The sequence below is a fragment of the Sinorhizobium chiapasense genome (genome assembly GCF_045277575.1).
Lineage (GTDB): Bacteria > Pseudomonadota > Alphaproteobacteria > Rhizobiales > Rhizobiaceae > Ensifer > Ensifer chiapasense_A.
This window is the reverse complement of the sequence record NZ_CP144205.1, coordinates 3916248-3932257: the sequence shown is the minus strand read 5'-3', so window position 1 is coordinate 3932257 and position 16010 is coordinate 3916248. Positions and strand designations below refer to the sequence as shown.

11 protein-coding genes are annotated in these 16010 nt (G+C 64.4%); 7 read left to right on the top strand and 4 right to left on the bottom strand.

Annotation, left to right across the window (positions count from 1 at the left end):
• The first annotated feature begins 172 nt into the window (after window positions 1–172).
• The 7 genes from QM996_RS18920 to QM996_RS18890 all read left to right on the top strand — a co-directional run bounded on the left by QM996_RS18920 (window position 173) and on the right by QM996_RS18890 (window position 9013).
• Window positions 173–1300, top strand: coding sequence for a Gfo/Idh/MocA family protein (locus QM996_RS18920; RefSeq protein WP_500268741.1), 1128 nt, complete (start codon window positions 173–175; stop codon window positions 1298–1300).
• Window positions 1301–1395: 95 nt separating this feature from the next.
• Window positions 1396–2250, top strand: coding sequence for a MurR/RpiR family transcriptional regulator (locus QM996_RS18915; RefSeq protein WP_500268740.1), 855 nt, complete (start codon window positions 1396–1398; stop codon window positions 2248–2250).
• 124 nt (window positions 2251–2374) lie between these two features.
• Window positions 2375–4312: a 5-dehydro-2-deoxygluconokinase gene (locus QM996_RS18910; RefSeq protein WP_500268739.1), complete on the top strand. Its 1938-nt coding sequence runs from the start codon at window positions 2375–2377 to the stop codon at window positions 4310–4312.
• Window positions 4313–4388: 76 nt separating this feature from the next.
• The gene (iolD, locus tag QM996_RS18905; protein ID WP_500268738.1) at window positions 4389–6242 is read left to right on the top strand and encodes a 3D-(3,5/4)-trihydroxycyclohexane-1,2-dione acylhydrolase (decyclizing); all 1854 of its coding nucleotides are present in this window, start codon (window positions 4389–4391) and stop codon (window positions 6240–6242) included.
• 268 nt (window positions 6243–6510) lie between these two features.
• Window positions 6511–7410 carry an IolE/MocC family protein gene (gene iolE / locus QM996_RS18900; protein ID WP_500270355.1) on the top strand — a complete coding sequence of 300 codons (900 nt, stop codon included), beginning with the start codon at window positions 6511–6513 and terminating at the stop codon, window positions 7408–7410.
• Between the two features lie 223 nt (window positions 7411–7633).
• Window positions 7634–8434, top strand: coding sequence for a 5-deoxy-glucuronate isomerase (gene iolB, locus QM996_RS18895; protein ID WP_500268737.1), 801 nt, complete (start codon window positions 7634–7636; stop codon window positions 8432–8434).
• Window positions 8435–8593: 159 nt separating this feature from the next.
• Window positions 8594–9013 (top strand): GFA family protein, encoded by a 420-nt coding sequence (locus QM996_RS18890; protein ID WP_500268736.1) that lies wholly within the window; start codon window positions 8594–8596, stop codon window positions 9011–9013.
• A gap of 60 nt (window positions 9014–9073) precedes the next feature.
• Here QM996_RS18890 and cysG read toward each other — a convergent pair whose 3' ends face one another.
• The 4 genes from cysG to nirB are packed head-to-tail and all read right to left on the bottom strand — an operon-like array spanning window position 9074 to window position 16007.
• Complete coding sequence (gene cysG / locus QM996_RS18885) at window positions 9074–10576, bottom strand: siroheme synthase family protein (RefSeq protein WP_500268735.1); 1503 nt, start codon at window positions 10574–10576, stop codon at window positions 9074–9076.
• The gene (locus QM996_RS18880) at window positions 10548–13202 is read right to left on the bottom strand and encodes a nitrate reductase (protein WP_500268734.1); all 2655 of its coding nucleotides are present in this window, start codon (window positions 13200–13202) and stop codon (window positions 10548–10550) included. The genes cysG and QM996_RS18880 overlap by 29 nt, the downstream gene beginning before the upstream one ends.
• Window positions 13203–13204: 2 nt before the next feature.
• Window positions 13205–13540, bottom strand: coding sequence for a nitrite reductase (NAD(P)H) small subunit (gene nirD / locus QM996_RS18875; protein ID WP_500268733.1), 336 nt, complete (start codon window positions 13538–13540; stop codon window positions 13205–13207).
• A 4-nt stretch (window positions 13541–13544) separates the two neighbouring features.
• Window positions 13545–16007: a nitrite/sulfite reductase domain-containing protein gene (gene nirB, locus QM996_RS18870; RefSeq protein WP_500268732.1), complete on the bottom strand. Its 2463-nt coding sequence runs from the start codon at window positions 16005–16007 to the stop codon at window positions 13545–13547.
• Window positions 16008–16010 lie beyond the last annotated feature (3 nt).

The window sequence follows — 16010 nt, the reverse complement described above, 5'->3', positions numbered from 1 at the left end:
GCGTTAACACATTCCCCCTTCGTCAAGGTGACCCTGGCCGGAACGCACAGATTTGGCTGTTTCCGTCGACACAGATTTAGTTCTACGACCTATTTCGAACAAATATTCCATATTGACAAATCATGCACAAAACATTTCATTTCGAGCCAATACGGCCAGGGAGGAATTCAAGATGGGCAGCAAGCGCAAACTCGGGATCGGCCTGATCGGCACGGGCTTCATGGGCAAAGCCCATGCGCTCGGCTTCACCATCGCGGCGCGGGTCTTCGACCTGCCCTTCGAGCTCGATCTCGTTACGGTCGCCGACGTCACCGTCGAGAGCGCCGAACGGGCCCGCGGCCAGCTCGGCTTCCGCAAGGCGACCGCCGACTGGCGCGAGCTGCTGACCGATCCGGATATCGACATCATCGACATCACCACGCCGAACCTCCTGCACAAGGAGATGGCGCTGGCGGCAATCGCCCATGGCAAGCATGTCTATTGCGAAAAGCCGCTGGCGCCGACCGTCGCCGAATGCCGGGAGATGGTCGAGGCGGCCGAGAAGGCCCGCGTCGTCACCCAGGTCGGCTTCAACTATCTGAAGAACCCGCTGATCTTCCTCGCCAAGAACATCATCGAAAGCGGCGAGATCGGCGAGATCCGCTCGATGCGCGGCATTCATGCGGAAGACTTCATGGCCGATGCCGAGGTTCCGTGGGGCTGGCGCCTGAATCCGGCCAGCGGCGGCGGCGCGCTTGCCGATATCGGCAGCCACATCATTGCCTCCATGCGCCACCTCGTCGGCCCGATCAAGTCGGTGCTCGCCGAGACCATCATCCAGATCCCGGAACGGCCGATCGCTCAAGGGTCCAGCGAGACCCGCGCGGTCGAAGTGGACGACATCACCCGCGCCTTCGTGCGCTTCGAAAATGGCGCCACCGGCAGCTTCGAGGCGAGCTGGATCGCAACGGGCCGCAAGATGCAGCACGATTTCGAGATCTACGGCTCGAAGGGCAGCATCGTCTTCACGCAGGAGCGGCTGAACGAGATCCGCCTCTACAAGACCGGCGACGACATCCGCACCCGCGGCTTCCGCACCATCTGGGCGGGACCCGAACATCCGCCCTATGGCGCCTTCTGCGTGGCGCCCGGCCATCAGATCGGTTTCAACGACCTGAAGGCGATCGAAGTCAAGGAATTCCTCGACGCCATTGCCGGCGGCACGTCGCCCTCGACCGATTTCCGCGAAGGCTACGAGGTGCAGCGCGTGCTTTCGGCGACCTATCAATCGGCCAAGACCAACGAATGGGTGCCCATTTAGACAAGAGCAGAAAAATGGAATGCCTGTTCTATGCCGTTCCCAATTAATCGATTAGTGTGAGCCACAACGACACGATCGAGGGAGAAGAACGAGACATGGCCATGCCGGAAACGACGACAGAGGTGCCGCAGGATTTCGAGGCGCTGAAGGCCGCCATTCTGGAACGCAAGGCGCAGCTGCCGAAACGGCTGCGGCAGGTGGCCGCCTATTCGCTCGACAACCCCGACGAGATCGCCTTCGGCACGGCGGCGAGCATCGCAACCTCCGCCGAGGTACAGCCCTCTACGCTGGTGCGCTTCGCCCAGCATTTCGGCTTCGAAGGCTTCTCCAGCCTGCAGCAGATCTTTCGCGCGCGGCTGCGCGAGCGTACGCCCGGCTATGAAGACCGGTTGAAGGCACTGAGCGCCAATGACCACAGCAAGCTCGAAAGCGGCTCGATCTTCAACGGCTTCGTCGCCGCCGCCCACCGCTCGCTCGACAACATCGCCTCATCGGTCGATCCCGAAGCCTTCGAGCGCGCCGTCGATATCCTGGCCAAGGCAGACACGATCTACCTGATCGCCAAGCGCCGCTCCTATCCGATCTCCAGCTACATGGCCTATGCCTTCGGCAAGCTGAAGGTGAGGTACCAGCTTGTCGGCACGGCCGCCGGCATCGATGACGACATGCTGGCGATGGCGACGAAGAACGACGCAGCCTTCGCCGTCAGCTTCTCGCCCTATGCGTCCGAAAGTGCCGCCCAGGCGCGGCTCTTGGCCGAGCGCAAGGTGCCGGTCGTGTCGCTGACGGATTCGGCCTTCTCGCCACTGGCTGAATCCTCGAAGGTCTGGTTTGAACTGGTCGAGGCCGACCATGCGGGCTTCCGTTCGCTTTCCGCCAGCATGGCGTTTGCCATGGCGCTCACGGTCGCCATTGCCGAGAAGCGCCAGCGCCTTGCCGAGGCAGAATAGACCAAGCGGAACGAATAGAATGAAAATTCCATATTGACGAAACGTCGGAATTTATGTTTCATACAGCCATCACCCACAGTACGAAAATGGTCGGGCCCGCCAAGGTGTCCGCGGGGAGGAAGCAGTGAGCCAGAACGTTTCGGCACAGGGAGCAAAGCCGCTCGACCTGATCACCATCGGCCGGGCCTCGGTCGATCTCTATGGCCAGCAGATCGGCACGCGCCTTGAAGACGTTTCGAGCTTTGCCAAATCGGTCGGCGGCTGCCCCTGCAACATTTCGGTCGGCACCGCCCGCCTCGGCCTGAAGTCGGCGTTGCTTACCCGCGTCGGCGACGAGCAGATGGGCCGCTTCATCCGTGAGCAGCTCACCCGTGAAGGCGTCGAGACGCGCGGCATCGTCACCGATCCGGAGCGACTGACGGCGCTTGCCATCCTCGCCGTCGAGAACGACAAGTCCTTCCCGCTGCTCTTCTATCGCGACAACTGTGCCGACAATGCGCTGTGCGAGGACGACGTTTCGGAAGAGTTCATCCGCTCCGCCCGCGCCGTCCTGGTTTCCGGCACGCATTTCTCCAAGCCAAACACCGATGCCGCCCAGCGCAAGGCAATCCGCATCGCCAAGGAAAACGACGCGAAGGTCGTCTTCGACATCGACTATCGCCCGAACCTCTGGGGCCTGGCCGGCCATGACGCCGGCGAAAGCCGCTACATCGCGTCCGACCGCGTCTCGGCGCACCTGAAGACAGTTCTTGCCGATTGCGACCTGATCGTCGGCACGGAAGAGGAAGTGCTGATCGCCTCGGGCGAAAGCGACCTGCTCCAGGCGCTGAAGACGATCCGTTCGCTCTCCAAGGCAACGATCGTCTTGAAGCGCGGGCCGATGGGCTGCATCGTCTATGACGGCCCGATCACCGATGATCTTGAAGACGGCATCGTCGGCATGGGCTTCCCGATCGAGGTCTACAACGTGCTTGGCGCCGGTGACGCCTTCATGTCCGGCTTCCTGCGTGGCTGGCTCAGGGACGAACCGCATGCGACGTCCGCCACCTGGGCCAATGCCTGCGGCGCCTTCGCGGTCTCGCGCCTTCTCTGCGCCCCGGAAATCCCGACCTGGACCGAACTGCAGTTCTTCCTCGAAAACGGCAGCCAGGAGCGGGCGCTGCGCAAGGACGAGGCGATCAACCACGTGCATTGGGCGACCACCCGTCGCCGCGAGATCCCGCTTCTGATGGCGCTTGCGATCGACCACCGCAGCCAGCTCGAAGACATGGCCGCCGGCGACCAGGCCCTGCTTGACCGCATTCCGGCGTTCAAGGTGCTGGCTGTCAAGGCGGCTGCACAGGTCGCAGCCGGCCGCTCCGGGTTCGGCATGCTGATCGACGACAAATACGGCCGTGACGCGCTTTATGCCGCCGGCGCGCACCGCGATTTCTGGATCGGCAAACCGATCGAGCTTCCGGGTTCGCGGCCGCTGCAGTTCGAATTCAGCCAGGATCTCGGCAGCCGTCTGATCGATTGGCCCGTCGACCATTGCATCAAGGTGCTTTCCTTCTACCATCCGGACGATCCGGCCGAACTCAAGGCACAGCAGGTGGCAAAGCTCCGCTCGGCCTTCGAGGCCGCCCGCAAGGTCGGCCGCGAAATCCTGATCGAGATCATCGCCGGCAAGCACGGCAGCCTCGACGACCAGACCATTCCACGGGCTCTCACCGAGCTCTATGATGCCGGCCTCAAGCCGGACTGGTGGAAGCTCGAGCCGCAGGCAAGTCGCGGCGCTTGGGGCGCGATCGACGCCGTCATCGAGGCGCGCGATCCGCTCTGCCGCGGCGTGGTGCTGCTCGGCCTCGAAGCGCCCTATGAGCAGCTCAAGGATGGCTTTGCAGCCGCCCGCACCTCGAAGACCGTCAGGGGCTTCGCCGTCGGCCGCACAATCTTCGCCGATGCCGGCAGGGCCTGGCTCGGCGGTACGATGAGCGACGAGCAGGCGATCGCCGACATGGCCGGAAAGTTTGGGGCATTGGTGGATCTCTGGCTGCAACTGGGTGAAACAAAGGCGGCATAAGATCGACAGGTACCAGTCGATAAAGCTGCGGACAGGGTGGAACGGGACGATTCCGCCACGAGGAGGAAACAGAAAAATGAGCCAGAAGACCGTTCGCCTGACGATGGCGCAGGCCGTGGCGCGATTCCTGACCCGCCAGATGACCGTCATCGATGGCAAGAGAGTGCCGATTTTCGGTGGCGTCTTCGCCATCTTCGGCCATGGCAATGTCGCGGGGGTGGGCGAAGCGCTGCATGCGATCAAGGACACGCTGCCGACCTATCGCGCCCAGAACGAGCAGGGCATGGCGAACGCGGCAATCGCCTTCGCCAAGGCGAGCTTCCGCCGCCGCTTCATGGCCTGCACCACCTCGATCGGCCCCGGCGCGCTCAACATGGTGACCTCGGCGGCACTCGCCCATGTCAACCGCCTGCCGGTGCTGCTCCTGCCCGGCGATGTCTTCGCCAATCGCCGCCCTGACCCGGTCCTGCAGCAGGTCGAAAGCTTCGGCGACGGCACGATCTCGGCAAACGACTGCTTCCGTCCGGTGTCGCGCTATTTCGACCGCATTACCCGGCCCGAGCAGATCATCCCGGCGCTCCGCCGCGCCATGCAGGTGCTGACGGATCCCGCCGATTGCGGCCCGGTGACGCTGTCGCTCTGCCAGGACGTCCAGGCGGAAGCCTACGACTATCCGGAAAGCTTCTTCGACGAGAAGGTGTGGGTTCCGCGCCGCATCGAGCCCGATCTCGACGAACTCGCGATTGCGATCGCGGCACTCAAGCAAGCGAAGAAGCCGATCATCATCGCCGGCGGCGGCGTGCTCTATTCGGAGGCGACCAGCGACCTGGCGGATTTCGCAGAAAAGCACGGCATCCCGGTCGTCGAGACGCAGGCGGGCAAGTCGGCGCTGCCGCATTCGCATTCGCTCAATATGGGCTCGGTCGGCGTCACCGGCACCTCGGCCTCCAATGTGCTTGCCGAGGAAGCCGATGTGGTTCTCGCCGTCGGCTCGCGCCTGCAGGACTTCACCACCGGCTCCTGGGCGCTCTTCAAGAACGACGGGTTGAAGATCATCGGTCTCAACGTCCAGCCCTTCGATGCCGGCAAACACAGCGGCCTGCCGCTGATCTCCGACGCCCGCGCCGGTCTCAACCGAATGTCCGGCGGGCTTGACGGCTACAAGGCCGATCCGAGCTGGACCGCGAAGGCGAAGGCAGGCAAAGCCGAATGGTTGACGGCTGCCGACAAGGCGACGGCCACGACCAATGCGGCCCTTCCCTCCGACGCCCAGGTGATTGGCGCCGTGCAGCGCGCCCGCGGCGGCAAGAACACGACGCTCGTCTGCGCCGCAGGCGGTCTGCCCGGCGAACTGCACAAGCTCTGGCAGGCGGAAGAGCCCGGCGGCTACCACATGGAGTATGGCTTCTCGACCATGGGCTATGAGGTCGCCGGCGGTCTTGGCGTCAAACTCGCCAAGCCGGAGAGCGACGTCATCGTCATGGTCGGCGACGGCAGCTACATGATGCTGAACTCGGAGATCGCCTCTTCGATCATGCTCGGCGCCAAGTTCACCATCGTGCTGCTCGACAATGCCGGCTATGGCTGCATCAACCGGCTGCAGATGGGCACCGGCGGTGCCAACTTCAACAATCTCTTGAAGGACACGCACCACGTGGAGCTGCCGCAGATCGACTTCGCGGCACACGCCGCCGCCATGGGTGCCGTCACCCGCAAGGTCGGCTCGATCTCCGAGCTCGAAGCCGCGCTCAAGGAGACCGCGGGCGAGCCACGCACGACCGTCATCGTCATCGACACCGACCCGCTGATCACCACCGAGGCCGGCGGCCACTGGTGGGACGTCGCCGTGCCTGAGGTTTCGGACAGAAGCCAGGTCAACGCGGCGCGTAAGGGTTACGAGAAGGCTCTGCTTTCCCAGCGTTTCGGCTAATTCTGAGATAGCGCTCGCGTTTTCTGCGCGAGCGTTTTCGCACGTCAGGCGCCATCCGGAAGGATGAAACGTCGAGAATGGCCCCTCTCCTCGGGTTAAACCCGAGGACTAACCCTCTCCCCGCGAGCGGGGAGAGGGAACACGGAGGGCGCGGCATATTCCTTCTCCCCGCAGGCGGGGAGAAGGTGGCGGCAGCCGGATGAGGGGCCGCCTTACATCAAATGGAAGACGACGAAGCAACCGCTTCAGCAGACAGAAAGTGAACGACATGATCCGCTACGGAACCAACCCGATCGCCTGGAGCAACGACGATGATCATTCGATCGGCGCGCATCTGACGCTCGATGACTGCCTCTCCGATTGTCAGAAGATCGGCTTCGACGGTATCGAGAAGGGCCACAAGATGCCGGCTGATCCCGAGGCGCTGAAGCAGAAGCTCGCCTCCTACGACCTCGTCTTCGTTTCCGGCTGGCATTCGACCAACCTGCTCACCCACGATGTCGAGGCGGAGAAGAAGGCGATCCAGCCGCATCTCGACCTCCTGAAGCACAATGGCTGCAAGGTGGCGATCGTCTGCGAAACCTCGAATGCCATTCATGGCGACGATACGAAGTCGGTCGCCAACGACAAGCCGGTGCTGCCGGCCGACCAGTGGAAGAAGTTCGGCGCCGATCTCGAAGCGATCGCTGAGTATTGCGCCGACCAGGGCATCGACCTCGTCTACCACCATCACATGGGCACGATCGTCCAGACCGGCGAGGAAATCGACCTCCTGATGCAGAATACCGGCCCGGCCACCAAGCTGCTGCTCGACACCGGCCATGCCTGGTTCGGCGGCTCCGATCCGGCCGAGGTCGCGAAGAAATACATGCACCGCGTCCGTCACATCCATTGCAAGAACGTGCGCCCCGCCGTTCGTAAGGTCGTTGAGAGCGAAGGCCTCTCCTTCCTCGAAGGCGTGCGCCGTGGCGTCTTCACCGTTCCCGGCGACAGCGAAGGCGGCGTCGACTTCCTCCCCCTCCTGAAAATCGCCGCCGCGCACGACTATTCCGGCTGGCTGGTGATCGAGGCGGAACAGGATTCGGCCGTGCGCAACCCGTTCGAATACCAGTCGCTCGGTCTGAAGTCGCTGAAGGCCCTCGCCAAGGAAGCCGGGCTCGACAAGTGAGTTCTTCCTTTCGGTTGCCGGCTTGGAGAATGCCCCTCATCCGGCTGCCGCCACCTTCTCCCCGCATGCGGGGAGAAGGGATTTGCCGCACCGTCCAGATTTCCCGCGATATGGGAAAAGAGAAACGGCAAACTCGACAAATCCCCTCTCCCCGCCTGCGGGGAGAGGGCTAGGGTGAGGGGCAGGCCACACGCCGCCCAGAAAAGAAGTCAGGAGACCGCCTATGTCCAAGCTGCTCGTCAAACCGAAGGCCAAATCGGGCCTGATGCAAAACGTGACGCCGGAGAGCGCCGGCTGGACCTATGTCGGCTTTGCACTCGAACGGCTGAAGGCCGGCGAGACGACCGAGGGCGCGACCGGCGACAGGGAAGTCTGCCTGGTGCTGGTTTCCGGCAAGGCGAGAGTTGCCGTCGATGGCCAGAGCTTCGGCGAGCTCGGCGAGCGCATGACGCCGTTCGAGGGGCAGCCCTATGCCGTCTATGTACCGAAGGGCAGCCGCTGGCAGGCAACCGCGACCTCGGACCTCGACCTCGCCATCTGCTCGGCGCCAGGCGGCGACGGCTTCAAGGCGAAGGTGATCGCGCCGGGCACGCATCCGCAGATGACCCGTGGTAAGGGCACCAACACCCGCTACGTCACCAACATCATGCCGGAGGACGACGGCTCGGCGCAGTCGCTGCTCGTCGTCGAGGTGATCACGCCCGGCGGCCACACCTCTTCCTACCCGCCGCACAAGCACGACCAGGACGACCTGCCGGCCGAGAGTTACCTGGAAGAGACCTATTACCACCGGCTGAACCCGCCGCAGGGATTCGCCATGCAACGCGTCTATACCGACGACCGCTCTCTGGATGAGACCATGGCGGTTGAGGACGGCGACGTGACGCTGGTGCCAAGGGGCTATCACCCCGTCGCCGCGGTGCACGGTTACGACGTCTACTATCTCAATGTCATGGCCGGACCGAAGCGTATCTGGAAGTTCCACAACGCCCCCGAACACGAGTGGCTTTTCACCGGCGTGTAAGTTCATACTTACGCAATCGCAGCACCATGCTTCCAGCCGGTCCAGCCAGTCGCGACTATCTTCGATCGTCAGGCGTGAGCTATTCCAAGCTCAAACGTGGAAAGCGGCATACACTTTTTGCCGTCCCGCTCTAGCTTCCCTGCTTTCAGGGAGACCTCCATGCATATCGACGGGCAATGCCACTGCGGCTACGTAACCTATGAGGCCGAGATCGATCCAGCCGACGTTGCGATCTGCCATTGCACCGATTGCCAGCAACTGACGGGCTCCGCCTATCGCGTGACCGCCGGTACGGAGCGCGAGAATTTCCGGCTGACCGGCGGCGAGCCAAAGCTCTACGTCAAGGTCACCGACAACGGTCGCCAGCGGCTGCAGTTCTTCTGCCCGAACTGCGGCTCGCCGATCTATACGACCGGCACGGGCGAGGATGCGCTGGAGGTCGGCATCCGGGTCGGCACGATCAACCAGCGCCGGGAGCTCAGGCCGCGGTCACAGATCTGGTGTTCCTCGGCACTGCCCTGGATCGGCGACGTCGGGAGACTGCCCGGCCGCGATCGCGACGAGGCGCCTTACGTTTAGGTCACAGCGGTAACCTCGTCACCCGACAACCGGCCGGCTTGCTTTCGACTGAGCCAGGACTCACCCCGCAAGCGCGGCTGCGGCAAAAGGCGCAGGCCGGACGGTGACCATCGGCACCCGCCTGACGCCAAAAGCAGCGCCGATGCCGATCAAAACCGGATCATCATAGCCGATCACGGCGATGCCGGTGGCAAGGTCGCGCAAGTTGCCCTGCCAGCGCCGCTCGCTGTCGCGGCTGACATTGGCCGAGATGACGACCGGGGTCTCGCCGGATAGCCCCTCCTCCTGGAGGCGCACGGCGATGGCGGGTGCGGTGCGTCCGCCCATGTAGAAGACCGTCGTGGTCTTCGGGTCGGCCAAAGCCCGCCAATCCATGTCGGCGGGCAGGCCGCCATGGCGGGAGTGGCCGGTGACGAAACGCACCGCCTGGGCATGGTCGCGATGGGTGAGCGACAGGCCGAGACGCGCGGCCATGGCGCTCGCGGCGGTGATGCCGGGCACGACATCGACCGGGATGCCCTCGTCTTCCAGCCGGGCGATCTCCTCACCCGCGCGGCCGAAGATCATGGGGTCGCCGGCCTTCAGCCGAACGACGCGTTTGCCGGTGCGCGCCAGCGCTACCATCATGTCGTTGATGTCCTCCTGCCGGCAGCTTTCGCGCCCGCCGCGCTTGCCGACCAGCATGCGCTTGGCCTCGCGCCGCGCGAGCTCCAGAACCTCGTTCGAAACGAGATCGTCGAACAGGATGACGTCGGCCGCCTGCAAGGCGCGAACCGCCTTCAGTGTCAGATACTCGCTGTCGCCGGGGCCGGCGCCGACAAGCGTCACGCGGCCGGTGGCGGCATGGTTCGCCGACAGGCGCTCCATCTCCGCCACCAGCCGCGTATCGACACCCTCCTCCGGTGTCGCCTGAAATGCGAGATCGACGAACCGTTCCCAGAAGGCGCGGCGCGGCGCGCCGGGCTTGAGCCGTGCGTTGACCTTGTCCCGCAGCGTCTGCGCCAGCGCCGCCCAGTCCTTCAGCACCGGCGGTAGCAGCGTCTCGATACGCCGGCGGATCGCCTGGGCGAGGATAGGTGCTGCGCCATCGGTCGAGATCGACACGACGACCGGCGAGCGGTTGACGATCGAGCCGAACTGGAACTGGCAAAAGGCAGGCTTGTCGATGACGTTGACGGGTACGCCAGCCTGCTGGGCTGCCGTGAAGAAGGACTGTGCCTCCTCGTCGCTTTCGCAATCGGCAACGGCGAGCGTTGCGCCGGCTAACACATCCGCCTGCCAAGGCTCTCGGTGATGGACGAAACGACCGCCGGGGTGAGCCGCACCTTTTTCGATCAATGCCGTGCAGACCTCACCGAGCTCTTCCGCCGGCGCATAGATATGAACCTCGGCACCACAGGCGGCCAGCAGCTCCGCCTTCCAGGCGGCGGCGTCACTGCCGCCTGATACGACGACACACTTGCCTTCGAGCGACCAGAAGACCGGCAGCTTGGCGAGCGCCGCCATGCGCGCCGGTTCGGCGCGCGATTGCTTTTCATTCCGCAGCGGCAGCAAGGCATCCATCGACGATCCCCCTGATCTCGGCGCGGCAGGAGCCGCAATTGGTTCCGGCACTCACGGCCTGGCCAACCGCTTCGACCGAGCGGCAGCCGCCACGGACGGCGGCGACGATCTGGTTGACGCCGACATTGAAGCAGGAGCAGACGGTCGCGCCCGGGTCGGGCCTGTCGGCACCGGGTCGGCCGGCAACGAGCGCAAAGCGCATGCGCAAATCCGCATGCGAGGCGCTCAATTGCTCGACCGCCCAGTTGCGGGCAACCGCCACGGGCTCGGGCGCGAGAAAGAGCGCCAGCAGCAGACGATCGCCTTCGAAAAAGGCAAGGCGGCGCTGACCAGAGGGGCCGTCGGCGTAGCCGATGGGCTCGATATCCTGAGGCAAACCGAAGGTCTCACGGCACCAGCCGATCCAATCCTCCGGCGCCTCCGCCGTGGCGAACTCCAGGCGCCAACCGCCGTTCGCCTTGGCGGCGGCCCAGTAGCCGAGATCGAGACCCGAAGGTTTCGCCGCGCTGACCGCGAAACCATAGGTCGAGGCGGAAAAGCGGCTGATCGCGACGGCGACATTCTTCGAGGCCGGCTGGCCGGAGACCGGATCGGTGACCGGCGGGACCAGAGCGTCGACGCGCGCCTTCGCGGCGAACTGGTCGTTCCAGTGCATGGGCACGAAGAGATTGCCGCGCGCCTGACGTTCGGTGATGAGCGCGCGGACGACCGCCGAACCGTGGGGGCTTTCGAGCGCGACGAGATCGGCCGGCGCAATTCCGAGATCCATCGCGTCACGCGGGTGGATCTCGACAAAAGGTTCGGCGAGGTGAGCCGAGAGCCGCGCGCTCTTTCCGGTGCGGGTCATCGTATGCCAGTGGTCACGCACGCGCCCGGTATTCAAGGTGAAGGGAAAGGTCTCGCTGACGCGGACCGGAACGCTGCTTGCGACCGCCACGAAGCGGGCACGCCCATCCGCGTGGAAGAAGCCGCCATCGGCAAAGTAGCGGGTCTCGGCCTTCGGCCTCCCATGCGGCTGCGGCCATTGGAATGGCGCGAGCGCGTCATAGTCGGCAGCGTCGATCTCCGCATGAGCGCCGATATCGAAATCACGCCGCCCGTCATTCTCGAAGCCAGAAAGGCCGGCGTGCTCGGCAAAAACCTCGGCGGGCGAGGTAAAGGCGAAGGCACCCTGGAAGCCCATGCGGCGGGCTACCTCGGCAAGCTGCCACCAGTCAGCGCGGGCTTCGCCTGGAGCCGCAAGGAAACCGCGCTGGCGGGAGATGCGGCGCTCGGAGTTGGTGACCGTGCCGTCCTTCTCGCCCCAGCCGAGCGAGGGCAGCAGCACATGGGCGTGGCGGGTGGTGTCGGTTTCCCTCAGCATATCGGAGACGACGACGAAGGGACAGGCCTTGAGGGCTGCCTCCACGGCATCGGCATCTGGCATGGAGACAACCGGATTGGTCGCCATGATCCAGATCGCCTTGATGCGGCCGTCCGCGACGGCGTCAAACATGTCGACGGCCTTCAGTCCCGACTTTGCGGCGATCGACGGCGCCCCCCAGAAGCGGCGCACCTGATCGCGATGCCCGGCCTTCTCGATGTCCATGTGGGCAGCGAGCATGTTGGCGAGCCCGCCGACCTCGCGACCGCCCATGGCATTGGGCTGGCCGGTGAGCGAGAACGGCCCCATGCCCGGCCGGCCGATGCGGCCGGTGGCGAGGTGACAGTTGATGATGGCGTTGACCTTGTCCGTGCCGGCGGAGGACTGGTTGACGCCCTGGCTGTAGCAGGTGACGACCTTTTCCGTCGTCTCGAACATGCGAAAAAAGGCGGCGATCTCCGACGGCTCGAGGCCGGTCGCCTGTACCAGTGCTGCCTCGTCGATCGTGGCCGTGGTGAGGGCTTCGGCAAAGCCGCTGGTGTGGGTGGCGATGTAGGATTGATCGACTGCAGCGCTTGCCGCCAGATGGGCGAAGAGCGCGTTGAACAGCGCAACATCACCATCGGGACGGATTGCCAGATGCAGGTCCGCGATATCGGCGGTCATCGTGCGGCGCGGATCGATCACCACCACCCGCATCTCGGGTCGCGCCGCCTTGGCGGCGGCGAGGCGCTGATAGAGCACTGGGTGGCACCAGGCGAGATTGGAGCCGGTGAGCACCACGAGATTGGCGAGTTCCAGGTCCTCATAGCAGCCGGGTACCGTATCCGAGCCGAAGGCGCGGCGATGGCCGGCGACGGACGAGGACATGCAGAGTCGCGAATTGGTGTCGATATTGGCCGAGCCGATGAAGCCCTTCATCAGCTTGTTGGCGACGTAATAGTCTTCGGTCAGCAACTGCCCGGAGACATAGAAGGCGACCGAGCCCGGCCCGTGCTCGGCGATCGTCTGCGCGAAGCGCGCGGCGACGAGATCGAGCGCCTCGTCCCAGCCGGCCTGCTTGCCGCCGATCTCCGGATGCAGCAGCCGGCCGTCGAGGTCGAGGGTCTCGGCCAGCGCCGAGCCCTTGGAGCAGAGCCGGCCGAAATTGGCAGGATGGTCGGCGTCACCGCGGACGGCGACGGCGCCACTATCGGTGACCGTTGCAATCACGCCGCAGCCGACACCGCAATAGGGACAGGTGGTCTTGACCTCCCGCTCCATGGCTATTCCGCCGCAATCAGCAGGCTTTCGAGCGCGACGTAGAGCGCGCCGCCGTCGATGCGCACGGGGATGGTGCGCACCGCGCCCTCGTCCGCCCCAAGCGCCTTGCCGGTTTCGAGCGAGATCACCCAATTGTGCAAGGGGCAGGTCACTGCCGCGCCGTGGACGATGCCCTGCGACAGCGGCCCGCCCTTGTGCGGGCAATGGTCCTCGATGGCGAAGACCTCGTTTTCGGCGGTGCGGAACACGGCGATCTTGCCTTGGGGCGTCTTCACGCAGCGCGCGCCCCTCAGCGGAATGTCGGAGATGTCGCCGATCGGATGCCAGTTCATGTCCATCACCTCACTCTGCAGCTTCAGAAAAACCGACCGTCGCCATCGGCCGGAATTCGTGTTTGTCCTTGCCGGAGACGCGCTCCGACCAGGGGTCGACCTGGGCGAATTTCTGGCTGAAGACGAAGCGGTCGAAATAGGCTTTGCGCTTCTCGGCATCACCCATGATCTGGCGGCGGATTTCGTCGAGGCCGACGCGCTTCGCCCATTTGTAGATACGCTCGAGGTAACGCGCCTGTTCGCGATACATCTGCGTCAGCGCCACGATATGCTCCAGCGCCTCGTCCTCGGTCTTCACCAGTCCGAGCACCTCCGTGCCCTTGATGTCGAGCCCGGCCGCCCCAGCGAAATGGATCTCGAAGCCCGAGTCGACGCAGATGACGCCGATGTCCTTGCAGGTGGCTTCCGCACAGTTGCGTGGACAGCCGGAGACCGCCATCTTCAGCTTGGCGGGCGTCCAGGAACCCCACATGAACTTCTCGATGCGGATGCCGAGGCCGGTCGAATCCTGGGTGCCGAAGCGGCACCAGTCGGAGCCGACGCAGGTCTTCACCGTGCGCAAGCCCTTGGCATAGGCCTGGCCGGAGACGAAGCCCGCCTTGCCGAGATCGGCCCAGACCGCCGGCAGGTCTTCCTTCTCGATGCCGAGCAGGTCGATGCGCTGGCCGCCGGTCACCTTGACCAGCGGGATCTCGAACTTGTCGACGACGTCTGCAATGGCGCGCAATTCCTGCGCATTGGTGACGCCGCCCCACATGCGCGGCACCACCGAATAGGTGCCGTCCTTCTGGATATTGGCGTGGACGCGCTCATTGATGAAACGCGACTGGTAATCGTCGGCATATTCGTCCGGCCAGTCGCAGACGAGGTAGTAGTTGAGCGCCGGCCGGCACTTGGCGCAGCCGCAGGAGGTCTTCCACTCCAGTTCCTGCATGACGGCGGGAATGGTCTTCAGGCCCTTGGCCTTGATCAGCCGGCGCACGTCGTCGTGGCCGAGTTCGGTGCAAGTGCACATCGGCTGGACGGCGGTCGGATTGTAGCTGTCGCCAAGCGTCAGCGACATCAGTTGCTCGACAAGGCCGGTGCAGGAGCCGCAGGAGGCGGACGCCTTGGTGTGAGCCCGCACGTCGTCGAGCGAGCTCAGGCCCTTGGCCCCAATGGTCTCGACGATCTTGCCCTTGCAGACGCCGTTGCAGCCGCAGATCTCCGCATCATCCGGCAAGGCTGCAACGGCCGCCATAGGGTCCAGCGGCGACCCTCCCTGATAGGCCTGGCCGAAGATTAGCGTGTCGCGCATTTCCGAGATGTCGGTACCACGCTTCATCAGATCGTTGAACCAGGCGCCGTCGCCGGTCTCTCCATAGAGCACCGTGCCGATGATCCGGTTCTCCTTGAGCACGAGGCGCTTGTAGATGCCGGCGGTGGCGTCGCGAAGGACGATCTCCTCGCGTCCGTCGCCGTCGGCGAAATCACCGACCGAATAGAGGTTGATGCCGGTCACCTTCAGTTTTGTCGGCGTGTCGGAATGGACAAAAGCACCACTGCGATCGCCGGCCAGGTGGCGGGCGGCCACCCGCGCCATCTCATAGAGCGGTGCCACCAGGCCGTAAACCATGCCGCCGACCTCGGCACATTCGCCGAGCGCCATGATGTGCCCGTCGGAGGTCTGCATGCCGGCGTCGACGACGATGCCGCGGTTGGTGGCAAGCCCTGCCTCCTTGGCAAGGCCGACATTCGGTCGAATGCCGACCGCCATCACGACAAGTGTCGCCGGGATGATACGGCCGTCGTCGAGCTCGATTCCCTCGACCTTCTCTTCGCCGATGATCCGCTTGGTGTTGGCCTTGGTGATGACCTTGATGCCGCGTTCTTCGACCGCCTTCTGCAGCAGGTAGCCGGCGGCCGGGTCGAGCTGCCGCTCCATCAAGGTCGGCATGACGTGCAGCACGGTGACGTCCATGCCGCGTGCATTGAGGCCGGCTGCCGCTTCGAGGCCGAGCAGACCGCCACCGATGACGACGGCCTTTTCGCGCGACTGGGCCGCAAGCAGCATTGCCTGCACGTCGTCGAGGTCGCGATAAGTGATGACGCCGCGCAGGTCCTTGCCCGGCACCGGAATGATGAAGGGCACCGAACCGGTCGCGATCACCAGCTTGTCATAGCTCTCGGTGACGCCCTGGTCGGACGTGACGGTCTTGGCGTCACGGTCGATGGCGATGATCTTGTGACCCTTGTAGAGCGTGATGCCATGCTTGATGTACCATCCGTCGCCGTGGATGATGATCTGCTCGTAATCCTTCTCGCCCGACAGCACCGGCGACAGCATGATGCGGTCGTAATTGACCCGCGGCTCGGCGTTGAAGATCGTCACCGCGTAGCGGCCCGGTGCCTTCTCGAACAGTTCTTCCAGCATGCGGCCCGGCGCCATGCCGTTGCCGATGATCACGAGCTTTTCAGTGGTGTGTTCGGCCATGGG

Bases quoted from the DNA above. Each gene is read 5' to 3' on its own strand.
- QM996_RS18920 (WP_500268741.1), top strand. From the start codon at position 173: ATGGGCAGCAAGCGCAAACTCGGGATCGGCCTGATCGGCACGGGCTTC.
- QM996_RS18915 (WP_500268740.1), top strand. From the start codon at position 1,396: ATGGCCATGCCGGAAACGACGACAGAGGTGCCGCAGGATTTCGAGGCG.
- iolD (WP_500268738.1), top strand. From the start codon at position 4,389: ATGAGCCAGAAGACCGTTCGCCTGACGATGGCGCAGGCCGTGGCGCGA.
- iolE (WP_500270355.1), top strand. From the start codon at position 6,511: ATGATCCGCTACGGAACCAACCCGATCGCCTGGAGCAACGACGATGAT.
- iolB (WP_500268737.1), top strand. From the start codon at position 7,634: ATGTCCAAGCTGCTCGTCAAACCGAAGGCCAAATCGGGCCTGATGCAA.
- QM996_RS18890 (WP_500268736.1), top strand. From the start codon at position 8,594: ATGCATATCGACGGGCAATGCCACTGCGGCTACGTAACCTATGAGGCC.
- cysG (WP_500268735.1), bottom strand. From the start codon at position 10,576: ATGGATGCCTTGCTGCCGCTGCGGAATGAAAAGCAATCGCGCGCCGAA.
- QM996_RS18880 (WP_500268734.1), bottom strand. From the start codon at position 13,202: ATGGAGCGGGAGGTCAAGACCACCTGTCCCTATTGCGGTGTCGGCTGC.
- nirD (WP_500268733.1), bottom strand. From the start codon at position 13,540: ATGGACATGAACTGGCATCCGATCGGCGACATCTCCGACATTCCGCTG.
- nirB (WP_500268732.1), bottom strand. From the start codon at position 16,007: ATGGCCGAACACACCACTGAAAAGCTCGTGATCATCGGCAACGGCATG.